This window comes from Lentzea sp. NPDC004789, assembly GCF_053601075.1.
This window is the reverse complement of the sequence record NZ_JBSGBE010000001.1, coordinates 329,160-344,924: the sequence shown is the minus strand read 5'-3', so window position 1 is coordinate 344,924 and position 15,765 is coordinate 329,160. Positions and strand designations below refer to the sequence as shown.

The following is a 15,765-nucleotide window of genomic DNA, read 5'->3' as shown; positions in this document are numbered from 1 at the left end:
CTTCAGCACCCGCTCTTGTTCATCATGCCGGTGTTGTCGCCCTCGACCACCTGGTACTGCCGCTCGATCTGGTTCAGGTTGTCCATCGCGGTCTTGAGCTGGCGCTGGTAGTTCAGCAACGCCTGCAGCGCCGAGTCGTTGTCGGTGATCGACCTGTCGTTGAACTTCTCGGCCGCCTCCTGGCTGACCGGGTCACCCGCCCACGGCCGGACGCGGAACTCGGTGATCGCCATCTCGATCTGCTTGTCGAGCTTGGTCAGCGCGGCGGAGAAGGTGTTGCGCAACGCCGGGATCGCCTCCGGTGCCACGCTCAGCTCGTGGCTGACGGGTGGCGAGGTGTCGGCCCCGCTGCTTCCCCCTGGCGGCATGGTTCGACCTCCGGCGGTTGTGCGTACAAGCGCTTCGTCACTCTAACCACCGAAGGTAACGCTGGGGAGTGCGATCAGTGACATCCGCCCGTGTGGGTCAGCGCTTCTGGAGCAAACTGGCCATGGCCGCCTCCGCCACCCGCTGCGCGCCCAGGCAAAGATGATCTTGTTGCACCGCAGTGGAATTCCCGCCGTCGCGGAACATGACGTCGAGAAACTGACCGTCCGCCACGTCGATCTCCACGTTGCAGACGTCGTCGATGCCGGGTGTGCGGACAGTAATCGCCGCGAAACCCTCGATCGTGCCGACCTTGTAGTCCACCTGGGCGTTCTCGGAGAGCCACACCTCGGCCCCGGACGCCAGCACGAGCGCGAGCCGCGCCACGTTGCCGCTGGTCGTGCTGCGCATCGTGCACGCCTTCGCGCCTCCGAAGCTCGTCTCGACGTACGCGCTGGGCGGGTTGTCCAGACTCAGCGAGATGCGCTGGTCAGGCGTCAGCACGGCGCACGGGTCGACGTTGTCCAGCGGCACGGCGCGCGGTCGCTGCGGGAAGTCCAGGTGCGAGGGAGAGGTCGACGGCGTCGACGAAGGGATCGGTGGCGTGCTGCCCAGGGAGCTGTGGGCGGGTCCGGCCGTGCACCCGGCCAGCGCCACCGCGACGACGATGAGGAGCGCCGTGGTCCGCATGGCCGGTCACCGTAGCTGCTCTGGGTGGGGGTCTGTGGCCAGTCGTGCCCACAGCAGTTCGTCGACGCGCTGGTCATCGATGATCGTCTCGTCGCGAAGTCGACCCTCCAGGGTGAATCCGCACTTCTCCGCGACGCGCTGCGACGCCGTGTTGAACACCGCGTGCTTGTAGACGACCCGGTGCAGGTCCATCGCGCCGAACGCCCAGCCCAGCACGGCGTTGAGCGCGGTCGGCAGCACGCCCTTGCCGCGGTGCGCCGGGTGGGTCCAGCAGGTCACCTCGGCCGACCCGAACTGGAGGTCGAGGTTGTTGAGGACGATCCCGGCGACCAGGTCCGCGGTGACCGCCTCGCACACCGCCCACGACCAGCGGTAGTTCTTCGCCCAGCCGTTGGTCATCAGCATGATGAACAGCTCGGCGGTCGCAGGGCTGTCGACGGTCAGGCGGTTCATGTACCGCCTGGTCTCCGGGTCCGCGTAGATCTCGACGAGCGCCGGCACGTCGTTGACGCGGTCGTCGTTGCGGAAGGCGCGCAGGTAGTACTCGCCTGCGTTGATCTCGACTGGCTCCACGGTCATGAGGCTAACCGCCGCAGCGGCCGTGCCTACGGCTCGCCGGTGAAACCCTCGTGCCGTTCCGCCACCTCGTCGAGCCGGTCGCGATGCGCGGACGCGGGGGTGCCGTCCGGAGCCGTGGTGAGCTCGATCACCCAGTCCACGTCCTCGGCGTCGTCCTCGCCCGCCAGCATGTCGCGGTGCACGGCGCACGGTGCCCAGCCGTCCGCGAGCAGCTCCTGCGCCAGCTCCTCTGCCTCGTCGCGGTCGGGCAGGATGAGCAGCACCGTTGGCGGGATCAGCCCGCGCACCGCCAGTGCCGTCCGCAACGCCGCGGTGTCCGGCACGTGCACGCCGTCCAGTCCCGCCGCGCGGGCGGCCGCGACGTTCTCCTCGGTGTCGTCGCAGAACACCGCGGTCGGGTGGCCGAGCTCGGCCAGCACTCGCCGGAAGATCTCCGGATCGGGTTTCGCGACCCCGAGCCGCGCCGAGTTGAAGATCGCGTCGAACTCGGCGTCCAGGTCGAGCCGGGCGAGGTCCGCGTTGGACAGCAACGCCACGAAGCAGTGCCTGCGCGCGGTTCGCACCAACGCCAGTGCCTCGGTGCTCTCACCCGTCACGGCACTGTGCAGCACCCCGTCGAGATCGAGCAGCAGCAACGGTTTCAGCGCCGGCGTCCGTTCCACTGGCCCAGCACGATCGCCACGAGGGGGATGAGGGCGAAGATCAGCGGGGTCCTGACCACCGTGAAGAACAGGATCACCGCGGCGATCCCGGCCACGGGCACGAGTGCGCCCTGCCATTGGCGCGCCGGTGCCCTGGACGGCTGGGGGACCATCGGCATCGGGCTCACGAACTGCGGACGCGGATCCGGCAGGTCGTAGAACAACGCCATCAGCTCGCCGCGGGTCTTCGCGGTGGTGATCTTCGCGGACCGCTCGCCGTACTCCTCGATGTCGATGCGTCCCGCGCTCATGTGCTCGCCGAGCACCTCCAACGCCTGCTGGCGTTCGGTGTCACCGATGCGGATGTCCCTCGACGGGTCGCTCACGAACGCAATCGTAGGTGAGCGACCCCGATGGTCAGTCCTTGATCTCGCAGATCACGGTGCCCTGGGTGATCGGGTCGCCGGGAGCGGCCGCGAGACCCGTCACGGTGCCGGCCTTGTGCGCCGTCACCGGGTTCTCCATCTTCATGGCCTCCAGGACCACGATCAGCTCGCCCGCCTCGACGGTCTGCCCGTCCTCGACGGCCACCTTCACGATCGTGCCCTGCATCGGCGCGGCCACCGCGTCACCCGACACCGCGGCGGAGCTGCCGCCCGCGCGCTTCGACTTCGGCTTCTTGGTGGCGGCGGCAGCGGCCGGACGCCCACCACCGACCGCGAGGTCACCCGGCAGCGACACCTCCAGGCGACGCCCGCCGACCTCGACCACCACGGTCTGCCGCGGCGTCTCCTCGTCCGCCTCCGCGGCGCCACCGGTGAACGGCGCGATCTGGTTGTCGAACTCGGTCTCGATCCACCGCGTGTGCACGGTGAAGCCCTCGGGCTTCTCAGCGGTGAACGCCGCGTCCCGCACGATCACGCGGTGGAACGGCAGCACGGTCGCCATGCCGTCCACGACCATCTCGTCGAGCGCGCGGCGGGCACGGGCGAGCGCCTCGTCGCGGTTCTCGCCGGTGACGATCAGCTTGGCCAGCAACGAGTCGAACTGCCCGCCGATCACCGAGCCGCTCTCGACACCGGCGTCCACGCGGACACCCGGACCGGACGGCGCGACGAACGACGTGACGGTGCCCGGCGCCGGGAGGAAACCGCGACCGGCGTCCTCACCGTTGATGCGGAACTCGATGGAGTGCGCGCGCGGCGTCGGGTCCTCGGTGTGCCTGAGCTTCTCGCCCGCGGCGATGCGGAACTGCTCGCGCACCAGGTCGATGCCGGTCGTCTCCTCCGAGACCGGGTGTTCGACCTGCAGGCGCGTGTTGACCTCCAGGAACGAGATCGACCCGTCGAGGCCGACGAGGTACTCGACCGTGCCGGCGCCGTGGTAGCCGGCCTCCTTGCAGATGGCCTTGGCGGAGCTGTGGATCGTGGCGCGCTGCTCGTCGGTCAGGAACGGCGCGGGCGCCTCCTCGACCAGCTTCTGGTGACGGCGCTGCAGCGAGCAGTCGCGCGTGCCGACGACGATCACATTGCCGTGGGTGTCGGCGAGGACCTGCGCCTCGACGTGCCGCGGCTTGTCCAGGTACCGCTCGACGAAGCACTCGCCGCGGCCGAACGCCGTGACGGCCTCGCGGACCGCGGAGTCGAACAGCTCCGGGATCTCCTCGATCGTGCGCGCGACCTTCAACCCGCGACCGCCACCGCCGAACGCGGCCTTGATCGCCACCGGCAGACCGTGCTCCTGTGCGAACGCGATGATCTCGTCCGGTCCGGAGACCGGGTCCTTGGTGCCGGGCACCAGCGGCGCGCCCGCGCGCATCGCGATGTGCCGCGCGGTCACCTTGTCACCGAGGTCGCGGATCGCCTGCGGCGTCGGGCCGATCCAGACCAGGCCCGCGTCGATCACGGCCTGCGCGAAGTCGGCGTTCTCGGACAGGAAGCCGTAACCGGGGTGCACCGAGTCGGCACCGGACTGCGCGGCGGCGGCCAGCACCTTCTCGAACGACAGGTAGCTCTCGCCCGGCGTGTTGCCGCCGAGCGCGAACGCCTCGTCCGCGAGCCGGACGAACGGCGCGTCGCGGTCGGGATCGGCGTAGATCGCGACACTGGCCAGGCCGGCGTCACGGCAGGCGCGGATGACCCGGACGGCGATCTCACCGCGGTTGGCGATGAGGACCTTGCGCAGCGACACGGCGTCGTACCTCCTGCTGGACCGGTAATTACGGCTCTGGCTGGTGCCGCAGTCTACGGAAATCGGTGAACTCCGAGAGGGAGAGACGGCTCACTTCACAACCATCCTGAGCCCATCCGCCACAATCTGCGATGTGGGTGGGTCCAGGTCGGTGCAGGTGACCGCCGTCGTGGCGGCCTTGGTGGTCGTCGCGGGGCTGGTGTTCGCCTATTTCCAACGGCCGCACAACACCGATTCAGGTCAGTCCGGCACGGACACCGGAATGCGCTGCGGCACCACCGTCTGCCAGGTCGTGATCGGCAAGTCGGTCGGCAAGGACCTCGTCGAGCTGCTCAGCGGCACCGGCGGCGGGCGGATCAGGGTGACCGGCGAGTCCGGCCCGTTCATCTTCGAGATGACCATCGCCGAGTCCGGCGCGACGGTGAACGACAAGTCGCTGCAGTGCGCGGAGGCGGCGGTCAGCGTGTGCCTGGTGCGTGGTGCGCGCGGCAGCGAGATGCTCGGCGAGGTGCTGGTCCGCAAGAACGGCACGTGGTCGCGCGCGCAGGACAACTACCTGGCCAGCGCCGGATATCTCGGGCTGCACGACGTCAACGACGACGGCACCGCGGACATCATCGCCGCCCAGCACGCGTGCGCCGGTCAGTGCGGCAACGCGTTCCTGCAGGTGTTCTCGCCGCTCGGCGCGAGCATCGGCTGCACGCAACCGGCACCGGCGCGGGAGCAGCTCGCGGGCTGGCCCGCACCGGTGCCGAAGATGTCGCAGCTTCGTCCGTGCGCTGATTCCTAGGCCGTGACGAGCTCACGGTCGTCGGCGGGCTCCTCGATCAGGTTCTCGCTGCGCGCCACCAGCACCGGCACGGTGATCTGGCCGGCCACGTTGGTCGCGGTGCGGATCATGTCGAGGATCGGGTCGATCGCGTAGACCACGGCCACACCGGTCGCGATGACCTGCGGCGGCAGGCCGACGACGCTCAGGGTCAGCGTGAGCATCGTGTACCAGCCGGTCGTGCCGGCGGTGGCCAGCGCGCCGAACACGGCGACGAGCACGATGCCGGCGTACTGCCACACCGAGAGCTGGATGCCGAAGAGGTTCGCGATGAAGATCGTCGCGACGGCCGGGTAGACCGCGGCGCAACCGTCCATCTTGGTCGTGGTGCCCAGCGGCACGGCGAAGTTCGCGTACTCGTTCGGCACGCCGAGGTCTGTGGCCGCCTTGCGCGACAACGGAAGCGTGGCACCCGATGAGCGTGAGACGAACGCGAACTGGATGGCCGTGCCCGCCTTGCGGAAGAACTCGACCGGCGAGGTCCTGCCGACGAACTTCAGCAGGATCGGGTAGACGACGAACAGCACCAGCAGCGTGCCGGCGTAGACCGCGAGGATCAACGAGAACAGCGGCCGCACGAACGAGTTCCCGTACGACGCCACGGCGTTGCCGATGAGACCGAAGATGCCGATCGGCGCGAGCAGGATGATCCAGCCGACGACCTTCTGCACGATGTCGAAGAACGACCGGACCAGGTTCGTGAACGGCGCGGCCTTCTCACCGAGCGCGTAGGCGGCGAAGCCGACCAGCACCGCGATGAACACGACCTGCAGCACCTCGCCCTCGGTGAAGGCGCTGAAGATGTTGCTGGGCACCAGGTTGTCGAGCAACGCGCTCCACGAACCGGACGTGCGCTTGGCGAGCTTGTCGACCGCCCCGGCGGCGGGGTCGATGTGCACGCCCTGGCCGGGCTTGATGATCGCGCCGACCGCGAGACCGATCAGCACGGCGATGAACGACGTGGTGGCGAACCACAGGAAGGTCTTGCCGCCGAGCCGGGCGGCGGTGCGGCCGCCGCCGAGGTTCCGCAGCGACGCGATGCCGACGACGATCGCGGTGAACACCAGCGGGATCACGGTCAGCTGCAGCAGCGACGTGAAGATCGAACCGATCTTGGCGAGCACGGGCGCGAGCCACGTGCCCTTGCCGAGCCAGCCGGCGAGCGCGCCGAGCACGAGCGCGCCGAGCACCGTCAGGCCGAAGACCTTGGGCTTGCGATAAGTCTGGACGAACGACACTGGGACATCTCCGTTTGCAGGGATGAGCGAAAGGGGCCGGGAGCGTCAGCTCCGACAGCCCGTGCTCGTCCTGCGGCCGTGGTCGATGTGCCGGCGGCGCGTCAAAAACTCGTTCATCGCACTACCCCCAACGCGTGCGCTGAGGGCAGTCTTCCCTGATCAAGCCAAGTGTGACCAGGGCTACCAGAGTGTGGACACCGCGACGCCCACCTGACCGAGCAGCCTCCGCGTGAGCGGCAGGCTGATGCCGATCACCGACGTGTGGTCGCCGTCGATGCCGTCGATGAACCAGCCGCCGAGCCCGTCGATCGTGAAGCCGCCCGCGACGTGCAACGGCTCACCCGTGGCGATGTAGGCCTCCAGCTCCTCGTCCGAGGGCGTGCCGAACCGCACGGTCGTCGACTCCGCGGCCGACGCGCGGCCGACGACGTCGCCCCCGGAGACCCGCAGCACGGTGTGCCCGGTGATCAGCGCGCCGCTCTTGCCCGCCACCCGCCGCCACCGCTCCCGCGCGACCTCGGCCGTGCCCGGCTTGCCCACGAGCTCGCCCTCGAACAGCAGCATCGAGTCGCAGCCGATCACGACGCACTCGTCGTCGTGCTCGATCGCCTCCGCCTTCGCCGCGGACAGCGCGACGACGGTCTCCTCCGGCGTGGGGTCGACGAGCGATGCGACCAGCGCGTCCTCGTCGACACCGGACACGCGGACGACGGGCTCGACGCCCGCGGACCGCAGGACGCTAAGACGGGCGGGTGACTGGGAGGCCAGGATCAGACGCACGCCCGGAGTCTTGCACGCCGGTTTCGCGCCTCATCAGCACCGCCGCGCTCACGCCGATGACGGTGGACGTGACCAGCATGAGCAACGCGCCGCGCGTGGCCGTGGTGAAGTCACCCGTCGCGGCCAGCACGATCTGCAGCACCGCACCGGTGCCCGCGCTGCCGAGCACGCCGCCGAACTGCCGCGAGGTGTTGTAGATCCCGGCGCCCGCGCCCATCAGCCGCGGGTCGAGCGTCTTGGTCGCGATGTTGGTGAGCGGCGAGTAGACCATCCCCATGCCGCAGCCCACGACGACGAGCGCGGGCAGCAGCACCCACGGCGATCCGCCGAGCTGCAGCGTCATCACGGCGATGCCGAGCCCGAGCATCGTGAAGCCGGTGATCGGCAGGTACTTCGCGCCCGGCCCGTTCGACCACCGTCCCGCGAAGAACGCCACGACCCCGGACGCCAGCGAGGTCGGTGCCGTGAGCAGGCCCGCCTCGAACGCCGACAGCCTCGGCACGGTCTGCACGAACAGCACGAGCGGCACGAACAGCCCGGTGACGGAGAAGCCGATCATCACGTTGGCGATGTTGCCGAGCGAGAAGTTCCGGTTGCCGAAGATCCGCAACGGCAGCAGCGGCTCACCGTTGCGCGCCGCCGCCTGCCACAGCACGAACGCCACCAGCAGCACCACGCCCGCGACGATGATCTCGGCGATCGTGACCGGTCCGGCGACCCTGCCCCAGCCGTAGTGCTCGCCGTTCTGCACGCCGAACACGACCAGCCCGAGCCCGAGACAGCACAGCACGACGCCGAGCACGTCGAACCGGTGCGACCGGCCAGGCTGCCAGTCCGGCACCCAGCGCAGCACCAGCACTGCGGCGAGCACGCCGATCGGCACGTTGACGAAGAAGATCCACTCCCAGCCGAGCTGGGTGACGAGCACGCCGCCGAGCAGCGGCCCGGAAACCGTCGCGAACCCCGCGACCGATCCCCACACGCCGAGCGCGGCACCACGCCGCTGCGGCGGGAACAGGTGCGTGATGAAGGCCATCGTCTGCGGGGTCATGGCCGCGGCGCCCAGCCCCTGCACGGCGCGGGCGGCGATGAGCAGCTCGGCGCTGCCGGACAACCCGCACGTCAGCGAGGCCAGCACGAAGATCGTGAGCCCGGTGAGGTAGACCCGCTTCGGCCCGAACCGGTCGCCCAGCCTCCCCGTCAGCAGCAGCGGCACCGCGAACGACAGCAGGTACGCGCTGTTCACCCAGATGATGTCGTTGAGCGACGCCCGCAGACCATCGATCATCGCGGGCATCGCGACGTTCACGATGGTCGTGTCCAGCAGGATCATGAAGAACCCGACGCAGAGCGCCGAGACGGCCCGCCAGGCGGTTCGAGTAGTACTACTGATGCGCGCTCGCCTCCTCGATCGGCACCCTCGGCAGAGTGAAACGCTGGGTGCTTGTCCTCACCGAACGCGGTTCCGATCGCGAAGGCAAGCGCAGACGGATCGCGGCACTGCTCGTCGTCCTCGGCGGCCTCGTCGGATCGTGGGCCGTCGGAAGCGTGCTCGCCAGCGACCCCATCGGCTACGGCGTGCCGATCTGGCCGTTCGCCGACCGCCTGGACCGCGCGGAGAACGCGCTGCTGGGACAGGTCATCCCGGCGGTGCGCGACAACCTGCCCCTGAACCCCGACGACGCGCAGGTGCTCCGCAAGACCGACGCTTACGGCAGCGTGTTCTGGACGCTCAAGCTCAAGGTCGACGGCGAGACCCGGTGCCGCGAGGTCTCCGTGGGCCTGACCATCACAAGCCGCCGCGTCTCCTGCTGACCGCACGCACGCGGGGCCCTCGCGTACTCCAGGAGAGTACGAAAGCTCCCCGCGTACTCCTCGCAGCCGAACGTGCGGTGTTGTCTGCCGCCGGAGTGCACGTGGGGTGCTTGCGTACTGCAGGAGAGTACGGAAGCTCCCCGCGTACTCCTCGCAGCCGAACGTGCGGAGTCGCCTGCCGCCGGAGTGCACGTGGGGCGCTTGCGTACTGCAGGAGAGTACGGAAGCTCCCCGCGTACTTCTGGCGGCCGGGCGTGCGGTGTTGTCTGTTGGCGTAGTGCACGTGGGGTGCTTGCGTACTGCAGGAGAGTACGGAAGCTCCCCGCGTACTTCTGGCGGCCGAGCGTGCGGTGTTGTCTGTTGGCGTAGTGCACGTGGGGCGCTTGCGTACTCCAGGAGAGTACGAAAGCTCCCCGCGTACTTCTCGCAGCCGAACGTGCGGAGTCGTCTGCTGACTGCGGGGACGCGGGGCCCCGCGTTCCCCAGAAGGAAACGCAGGGCCCCGCGTCCCCGATCAGCTGGGGAAGCCGGAGGCGCGCCAGGCGCCGGGGCCGTGCTGCAAGGGCCTGCGCACGCGGCGGGCCGGGTTGGCCCACTCCGAGCGGCGGACGGGCTCGGGGTCCTCCGCCGGCCCGGCCGCGGCCAGGCCAGCGATGACCGCGGTCAGGGCCGCCAGTTCGTGGTCGTCCGGGGTGCCCTTGACCACCCGGAGCAGCGGCTTTTCCTGGGGCTGGTCCGCGCTCACAGCGGGATGTTCCCGTGCTTCTTGGGCGGCAGCGTCTCGCGCTTGTCCCGCAGCATCGACAACGCCCGCGCCACGTACCCGCGCGTGTACGACGGCGGGATCACCGAGTCGACGTACCCGCGCTCAGCGGCGACGTACGGGTTGCACAGCGTGTCCTCGTACTCCTGCTGCAGTTGCGCGCGCAGGGCGTCGACGTCTTCACCGGCGGCAGCGGCGGCCGCGAGAGTCTTGCGGTGCACGATGTTCGCCGCGCCCGACGCGCCCATGACCGCGATCTGCGCGGTCGGCCACGCCAGGTTGATGTCGGCGCCGAGGTGCTTGGAGCCCATGACGTCGTACGCGCCGCCGTACGCCTTGCGCGTGATGACGGTGACCAGCGGCACCGTGGCCTCGGCGTAGGCGTAGATCAGCTTGGCGCCGCGCCGGATGATGCCGTTCCACTCCTGGTCCGTGCCGGGCAGGAAGCCGGGCACGTCGACGAACGTCAGCACCGGGATGTTGAACGCGTCGCAGGTGCGCACGAACCGTGCGGCCTTTTCTGAGGCGTCGATGTCGAGGCAGCCGGCGAACTGCGTGGGCTGGTTCGCGACGACGCCGACGGAGTGGCCGTCCACGCGGCCGAAGCCGACCAGGATGTTCGGCGCGAACAGCGGCTGGACCTCCAGGAAGTCGCCGTCGTCGAGCACGCGGTTGATGACCTCGTGCATGTCGTACGGCTGGTTCGCGGAGTCGGGGATGAGCGTGTCGAGCGAGCGGTCCTCGTCGGTGATCGAGTCGGAGATCGATCCGGCAGCCAGCGTGCCTTCGAACGTCGGCGCGTCGCTCAGGTTGTTCGACGGCAGGTACGACAGCAGTTCCTTGACGTATGCGATCGCGTCCTCCTCGTCGCTGCCGAGGTAGTGCGCGTTGCCGGACTTGGTGTTGTGCGTGCGGCCGCCGCCGAGCTCCTCGAACGTCACGTCCTCGCCGGTGACGGTCTTGATGACGTCCGGGCCGGTGATGAACATGTGCGAGGTCTGGTCGACCATCACCACGAAGTCGGTCAGCGCGGGGGAGTAGACGTGGCCGCCCGCGTTGGAGCCCATGATCAGCGAGATCTGCGGGATCACGCCGGACGCGCGGACGTTGCGGGTGAAGATCTCGCCGTAGAGACCGAGCGAGACGACGCCCTCCTGGATGCGCGCGCCGCCGCCCTCGTTGATGCCGATGATCGGACGGCCGGTCTTGATCGCCAGGTCCATGATCTTGACGATCTTCTCGCCGTAGACCTCGCCGAGCGAACCGCCGAAGACGGTGACGTCCTGGGAGAACACGCACACCGGACGGCCGTCGACGGTGCCGTAGCCCGTCACCACGCCGTCGCCGTACGGGCGGTTCTTCTCCTGGCCGAAGTTCGTGGAGCGGTGCCGCGCGAGCTCGTCCAGCTCGACGAACGAACCGGGGTCGAGCAGGAGGTCGATGCGCTCGCGGGCGGTCTTCTTGCCCTTCGCGTGCTGCTTTTCGACCGCGCGCTCCGATCCGGCGTGGACCGCCTCGTCGTTGCGCCGGTAGAGGTCAACGAGCTTGCCCGCGGTGGTGTGGACGTCCGGGGCGTCCGCGGGGACGTTCCCGATCGGCTCGGTCGCACTGCTCATGGGCTCGCAGCCTAACGAGAGCATTGCTGAACTGCCCCGTGCAGTTGTCCAGGTCACGGCAACCTGTTGGTCATCTCTTATCGCACGTACTCTCTCTCGTTCCAATAGCCTGGCGCGATGGACACCGCACTCGACGCCGAGGCGCTGCGCGCGCGGCTGGTAGCACCCAACGGTCCGTACTCCGCGCTGGACGTCGTGGCGACCACCGCGTCCACGAACGCGGATCTCGCGAAGGCCGCTGCCGAAGGCGCCGCCGATCGCACCGTGCTGATCGCGCTGGAGCAGAGCGCCGGGCAGGGCCGCCGCGGCCGCACCTGGTCGTCGCCGCCCGGCGGGCTCTACGTCAGCGTGCTGTTCCGCCCGTCCGAGGTGCCGCCGCAGCGGTTGCCGTGGCTCAACCTGATCGCCGGCCTGGCGCTCGTCCGCGTCGTGCAGTCGGTCGGTGTCGAGGCGTCCCTGAAGTGGCCCAACGACCTGCTGCTCGGCCCGAAGGCGGAGAAGGGCGCCGGGATCCTGTCCGAGATCACCGCCGGGGTCGCGCAGGCCGTGGTGGTCGGCATCGGCCTGAACGTGGCCAAGCTGCCCGACGACGTGCAGCCGGCGCCGGGTGGTCTCGCGCCGACGTCGCTGGAGGACGTCGGTGCCTCCGAACTGGATCGTGGCGAGCTGGCGTTCCGGTTGCTGGTCGAGCTGGCCCAGCTGGAAGGCGTGTGGCGCAAGAACGGTGGCGACGCGTTCGAGTCCGGCGTGCTGGAGGAGTACCAGGAGCACTCGGCGACCGTCGGCGAGCGCGTGCGCGTCGAACTTTCAGGTGGTGTTCAGCTGCTCGGGGTCGCGCAGCGCATCGAGGCGGACGGCACGCTGGTCGTGCGCGGGACCGACGGGGTGGATCACGGCGTGTCCGCTGGTGACGTGGTGCATTTGCGCCCCGCGTGATTAGGGTTGGCCCATGGCCTATCCCGACGACCTGCTGAGCCCGAGCGAGCATGTCGTGATCCACCGGCATCCCCACTGGAAGATGCTGATCTTCCCGGTGTTCTGGCTGCTGGTGGTCGTCGCGATCGCCACCTACCTGGCCGGGCTCGTCGTGGACCAGTCGTGGGCCACCGTCGCGTGGATCGCGCTGGCCGTGGTCGGCGTCGTGCTGATCATGTGGCTGACGCTCGCCCCGCTGGTGCGCTGGCGGACCACGCACTTCATCGTCACGTCGGACCGGGTGATGGCGCGCGAGGGCGTGTTCAAGCGCACCGGCCTCGACATCCCGTTGTCGCGCATCAACAGCGTCCGGTTCGAGCACAGCCTGCTCGACCGGGTGCTGGGCTGCGGCACGCTGATCATCGAGTCGGCGTCGGACGAGCCGCTCGAGTTCGACGACATCCCGTCCGTGGAGAGGGTGCACTCGTTGCTGTACCGCGAGGTGAACGACAACCCCGACGACGACTTCCACCCGAGGACGCTCGATGGGCGCGCGTGAGGCCGGTCTGCCCGACGTGGTGCCGTCCGGGTCGCTGCCCTCGCGGGTGACGATCTGGGAGGTCGGCGCGCGGGACGGCCTGCAGAACGAGTCCGTCGTGGTGCCGGTGTCGGTGAAGCTGGAGTTCCTCTCGCGGCTGGCCGGCGCCGGACTGTCCGTTTTGGAGGCGACGTCCTTCGTGCACCCCAAGTGGGTGCCGCAGCTGGCGGACGCGGCCGAGCTCCTGTCCGGTTTGGACGCCAAGCCGGGCGTGATCTACCCGGTGCTGGTGCCGAACGAGCGCGGGCTCGACCGGGCGCTGGAGGCCGGCGTCACGCACATCGCGATCTTCGCGTCGGCCACGGAGACGTTCGCCTCGAAGAACCTCAACCGGACGCTGGACTCGCAGTTCGAGATGTTCGAACCGACGGTGAAGCGGGCGCTGGCGGCCGGTCTGGACGTGCGCGGGTACGTGTCGATGTGCTTCGGCGACCCGTGGGAGGGCGCGGTCCCGCGCGCCCAGGTGGTGGCCGTCGGCGAGCGGTTGCTGGAGATGGGCTGCTCGCAGCTGTCGCTGGGCGACACCATCGGGGTGGCCACGCCGGGGCAGGTCGAGTCGCTGCTGGAGGGCTTCCGGGACGTGACCCGGCTGGCCGTGCACTTCCACGACACCTACGGCCAGGCGTTGTCGAACACGTTGGCCGCCTTGCGTTGCGGCGTCACGACCGTGGACTCCTCGGCCGGCGGGCTGGGCGGGTGCCCGTACGCGGAGTCGGCCACCGGCAACCTCGCCACCGAGGACCTGGTGTGGATGCTCGACGGGCTCGGCATCGAGACCGGGGTCGATCTGGACAAGCTCGTCGAGACGTCGGTGTGGATGGCCGAGCGGCTCGGCCGGCCCAGTCCGTCACGTGTGGTGCGGGCGCTCGCGAAGTGAACGTCGTCGAGCTGACGTCCGAGAGCTGGCCGCTCGCCGAGGCGTTGTTCAGCACGAGCAAGACGGTCGAGTGGTGCTTCTGCACGTGGTTCATGCAGACCAACGCCGAGATGAGGACCAACGACAACCGCGCCGTGCTGCGCGAACGGCTCGGGTCGCCGATCGGCCTGCTGGCGGTGGACGGTGAGGAGGCCGTCGGCTGGGTCGCCGTCGCCCCGCGCGCGTCGTACTCGCGCCTCGGCCGGTCGAAGATCACCGCTCCGGCATCCGGCGACGTCTCCGGCGACATCTCGGACGTGTGGTCGGTGACGTGCTTCTACGTGCGGCGGGACGCACGGCGGCAGGGCATCACGTCGTTGCTGCTGAACGCGGCAGTCGAACACGCCGCCAAGGCCGGTGCCCGGTCGGTCGAGGGCTATCCGGTCGACACCGAGGGCCGCAAGCTGCAGGCGGGCGAGCTGTACCACGGGCGGCTCACGACGTTCCTCGACGCGGGCTTCGAGCTCGTCGAGCGGCGGGGAACGCGCCGAGCGCTGGTCAGCCGCGCGCTGTGAACATGCCGGTCGCGACGAACTTGTAGACCAGCTCGTCGCCCCGGTGCGCGGTGCCCGCGAACTCCACCAGGCCCAGGGTCGGCCTGCTCTTCGACAGCCGTGCGTTCAGCACCTCGGCGGCGAACGTGAGCTTGTCGCCCGCGTAGACGGGCGCCAGCCAGGACAGCTCGCGGCCGCCCGGTGAGCCCTGCGACGTGGAGTCGGCCAGGACCACGTCGACCCAGCGGCGCATCCACAGCGAGGCCGTGTACCAGCCGGAGGCGGACAAACCGCCGAAAATCGAGTTTCGGCCCGCTTCCTCGTCGAGGTGGAACGGCTGCGGATCGAACTTCTTCGCGAAGTCCACCATGTCGTCGCGGTCGACGATTACCTCGCCGAGCGGGATGATTCGGCCTGCGGGCAGATCCTCGAACGCGATCACGCGTTGATCGTACGTAACTGAATCCGCTGGGAACCGATCTAAGGGCGACGGCGTCCAAGAGCCCGAGCCCAGGGCTATGCGTGTGAGGGGGACTCGGTGGACGACCACCGTGCGCAGGTCGAGGAGCTGCTGGCCGACTACCGGCGCAGCCGTGAGCAGCTGGCGTCGGTCCAGCGCGAGCTCGCGGCCGTGTCCGGACGGGCGTCGAGTCCGGACGGGACGGTCACGGCCAGGGTCGGGACGGGCGGCAGGCTCGTGGGGCTGGAGCTGTCCGAGCTCGCCTACCGGCGCCATCGGCCCGAGCAGCTGGCCGAGCTGATCGTGCGCACGGTCGAGGCGGCCGCCGCTTCCGCCGCCGAGGACACGTACAAGGCGTTGAGCACGGTGCTGCCCGCCTCGACCGATCCCGCCGCGCTGGTCGCCGGCACCGCGGATCTGCGGCCCGCCGAGTACGCGGTGGACGAGACGGAGACCGTGGACCTCGGGCGCAACCCCGTCCGCCGTCGTGTGGACGACGACGAGGACAACGAGCAACGGGAGAGCTGGCTCGACTCCGAGCTCATCAACAGGAGGGTCCGATGACCGGGTACGAGGCCGACCTCGATCGGCTGGACGCCGGAGCGCGGGAGCTCAAGGGGTTCGCCGGGCAGGCCACCGAGATCGCGTCGACGCTCGGCAGGACGCTGGCCGGGTTCGGCGCCTGCTGGGGGGACGACGCGGTCGGCCGCAGCTTCGCCGCCTCCCACGAGAAGCCTTCCGGTGAGGCGCAGGGAGCGCTGTCGGCGCTGTCGGCCACGTTGGGGGACGTGGGCGACAAGCTCGCCACGACGGCCGAGACGTACCGGCACGTCGAGCAGAGCAACGCCTCGGCGTTGAAGAGACTGGGAGGCTGA

At 69.6% G+C, this 15,765-nt stretch carries 20 protein-coding genes; 8 read left to right on the top strand and 12 right to left on the bottom strand.

Annotation, left to right across the window (positions count from 1 at the left end):
• Positions 1-2: 2 nt before the first annotated feature.
• From ACWEIJ_RS01615 to ACWEIJ_RS01590, 6 genes are all read right to left on the bottom strand, one after another.
• Positions 3-368, bottom strand: a complete 366-nt coding sequence (locus tag ACWEIJ_RS01615) for a transcriptional regulator (protein WP_449835272.1) — start codon at positions 366-368, stop codon at positions 3-5.
• A gap of 97 nt (positions 369-465) precedes the next feature.
• A complete protein-coding gene (locus ACWEIJ_RS01610) occupies positions 466-1,056 on the bottom strand; it encodes a DUF3558 domain-containing protein (RefSeq protein ID WP_449835271.1) in 591 nt (196 codons plus the stop codon).
• A 6-nt stretch (positions 1,057-1,062) separates the two neighbouring features.
• Positions 1,063-1,635: a GNAT family N-acetyltransferase gene (locus tag ACWEIJ_RS01605; RefSeq protein ID WP_449835270.1), complete on the bottom strand. Its 573-nt coding sequence runs from the start codon at positions 1,633-1,635 to the stop codon at positions 1,063-1,065.
• Positions 1,636-1,661: 26 nt separating this feature from the next.
• On the bottom strand, positions 1,662-2,297 hold the full coding sequence (locus tag ACWEIJ_RS01600) for an HAD-IA family hydrolase (RefSeq protein ID WP_449835269.1): 636 nt from the start codon (positions 2,295-2,297) through the stop codon (positions 1,662-1,664).
• Entirely contained in the window at positions 2,276-2,662 is a 387-nt protein-coding gene (locus tag ACWEIJ_RS01595; RefSeq protein ID WP_449835268.1) for a DUF1707 SHOCT-like domain-containing protein, read from the bottom strand. Before ACWEIJ_RS01595 ends, ACWEIJ_RS01600 begins: the two co-directional genes overlap by 22 nt.
• 31 nt (positions 2,663-2,693) lie before the next feature.
• On the bottom strand, positions 2,694-4,466 hold the full coding sequence (locus tag ACWEIJ_RS01590; protein ID WP_449835267.1) for an acetyl/propionyl/methylcrotonyl-CoA carboxylase subunit alpha: 1,773 nt from the start codon (positions 4,464-4,466) through the stop codon (positions 2,694-2,696).
• Between the two features lie 133 nt (positions 4,467-4,599).
• Between ACWEIJ_RS01590 and ACWEIJ_RS01585 the strand changes: the two genes are divergently transcribed.
• Positions 4,600-5,256 carry a hypothetical protein gene (locus tag ACWEIJ_RS01585; protein WP_449835266.1) on the top strand — a complete coding sequence of 219 codons (657 nt, stop codon included), beginning with the start codon at positions 4,600-4,602 and terminating at the stop codon, positions 5,254-5,256.
• On the opposite strand, the gene ACWEIJ_RS01580 is transcribed toward ACWEIJ_RS01585, so the two are convergent.
• From ACWEIJ_RS01580 to ACWEIJ_RS01570, 3 genes are all read right to left on the bottom strand, one after another.
• Positions 5,253-6,533, bottom strand: coding sequence for a dicarboxylate/amino acid:cation symporter (locus ACWEIJ_RS01580; RefSeq protein ID WP_449835265.1), 1,281 nt, complete (start codon positions 6,531-6,533; stop codon positions 5,253-5,255). The genes ACWEIJ_RS01585 and ACWEIJ_RS01580 overlap by 4 nt on opposite strands.
• A 180-nt stretch (positions 6,534-6,713) precedes the next feature.
• The gene (locus tag ACWEIJ_RS01575; protein WP_449835264.1) at positions 6,714-7,313 is read right to left on the bottom strand and encodes a Maf family protein; all 600 of its coding nucleotides are present in this window, start codon (positions 7,311-7,313) and stop codon (positions 6,714-6,716) included.
• Positions 7,273-8,706, bottom strand: a complete 1,434-nt coding sequence (locus ACWEIJ_RS01570) for a DHA2 family efflux MFS transporter permease subunit (RefSeq protein ID WP_449835727.1) — start codon at positions 8,704-8,706, stop codon at positions 7,273-7,275. The genes ACWEIJ_RS01575 and ACWEIJ_RS01570 overlap by 41 nt, the downstream gene beginning before the upstream one ends.
• 35 nt (positions 8,707-8,741) lie before the next feature.
• Between ACWEIJ_RS01570 and ACWEIJ_RS01565 the strand changes: the two genes are divergently transcribed.
• Positions 8,742-9,128, top strand: a complete 387-nt coding sequence (locus ACWEIJ_RS01565) for a hypothetical protein (protein ID WP_449835263.1) — start codon at positions 8,742-8,744, stop codon at positions 9,126-9,128.
• Positions 9,129-9,642: 514 nt separating this feature from the next.
• On the opposite strand, the gene ACWEIJ_RS01560 is transcribed toward ACWEIJ_RS01565, so the two are convergent.
• Complete coding sequence (locus ACWEIJ_RS01560) at positions 9,643-9,873, bottom strand: acyl-CoA carboxylase subunit epsilon (protein WP_449835262.1); 231 nt, start codon at positions 9,871-9,873, stop codon at positions 9,643-9,645.
• Positions 9,870-11,507, bottom strand: a complete 1,638-nt coding sequence (locus ACWEIJ_RS01555; RefSeq protein WP_449835261.1) for an acyl-CoA carboxylase subunit beta — start codon at positions 11,505-11,507, stop codon at positions 9,870-9,872. The genes ACWEIJ_RS01560 and ACWEIJ_RS01555 overlap by 4 nt, the downstream gene beginning before the upstream one ends.
• Positions 11,508-11,624: 117 nt before the next feature.
• Here ACWEIJ_RS01555 and ACWEIJ_RS01550 point away from each other — a divergent pair, with 117 nt between their 5' ends.
• The 4 genes from ACWEIJ_RS01550 to ACWEIJ_RS01535 are packed head-to-tail and all read left to right on the top strand — an operon-like array spanning position 11,625 to position 14,451.
• Positions 11,625-12,443 (top strand): biotin--[acetyl-CoA-carboxylase] ligase, encoded by an 819-nt coding sequence (locus ACWEIJ_RS01550; protein ID WP_449835260.1) that lies wholly within the window; start codon positions 11,625-11,627, stop codon positions 12,441-12,443.
• 13 nt (positions 12,444-12,456) lie between these two features.
• Positions 12,457-12,981 carry a PH domain-containing protein gene (locus ACWEIJ_RS01545; RefSeq protein WP_355449003.1) on the top strand — a complete coding sequence of 175 codons (525 nt, stop codon included), beginning with the start codon at positions 12,457-12,459 and terminating at the stop codon, positions 12,979-12,981.
• Entirely contained in the window at positions 12,968-13,897 is a 930-nt protein-coding gene (locus ACWEIJ_RS01540) for a hydroxymethylglutaryl-CoA lyase (RefSeq protein ID WP_449835259.1), read from the top strand. Before ACWEIJ_RS01545 ends, ACWEIJ_RS01540 begins: the two co-directional genes overlap by 14 nt.
• Complete coding sequence (locus ACWEIJ_RS01535) at positions 13,894-14,451, top strand: GNAT family N-acetyltransferase (protein ID WP_449835258.1); 558 nt, start codon at positions 13,894-13,896, stop codon at positions 14,449-14,451. The genes ACWEIJ_RS01540 and ACWEIJ_RS01535 overlap by 4 nt, the downstream gene beginning before the upstream one ends.
• Here the strand turns inward: ACWEIJ_RS01535 and ACWEIJ_RS01530 are convergent.
• The gene (locus ACWEIJ_RS01530; protein WP_449835257.1) at positions 14,435-14,872 is read right to left on the bottom strand and encodes a MaoC family dehydratase; all 438 of its coding nucleotides are present in this window, start codon (positions 14,870-14,872) and stop codon (positions 14,435-14,437) included. The genes ACWEIJ_RS01535 and ACWEIJ_RS01530 overlap by 17 nt on opposite strands.
• 96 nt (positions 14,873-14,968) lie before the next feature.
• On the opposite strand from ACWEIJ_RS01530, the gene ACWEIJ_RS01525 reads away from it, so the two are divergent.
• Positions 14,969-15,454 (top strand): YbaB/EbfC family nucleoid-associated protein, encoded by a 486-nt coding sequence (locus tag ACWEIJ_RS01525; RefSeq protein WP_449835256.1) that lies wholly within the window; start codon positions 14,969-14,971, stop codon positions 15,452-15,454.
• On the top strand, positions 15,451-15,765 hold the full coding sequence (locus tag ACWEIJ_RS01520) for a WXG100 family type VII secretion target (RefSeq protein ID WP_449835255.1): 315 nt from the start codon (positions 15,451-15,453) through the stop codon (positions 15,763-15,765). Before ACWEIJ_RS01525 ends, ACWEIJ_RS01520 begins: the two co-directional genes overlap by 4 nt.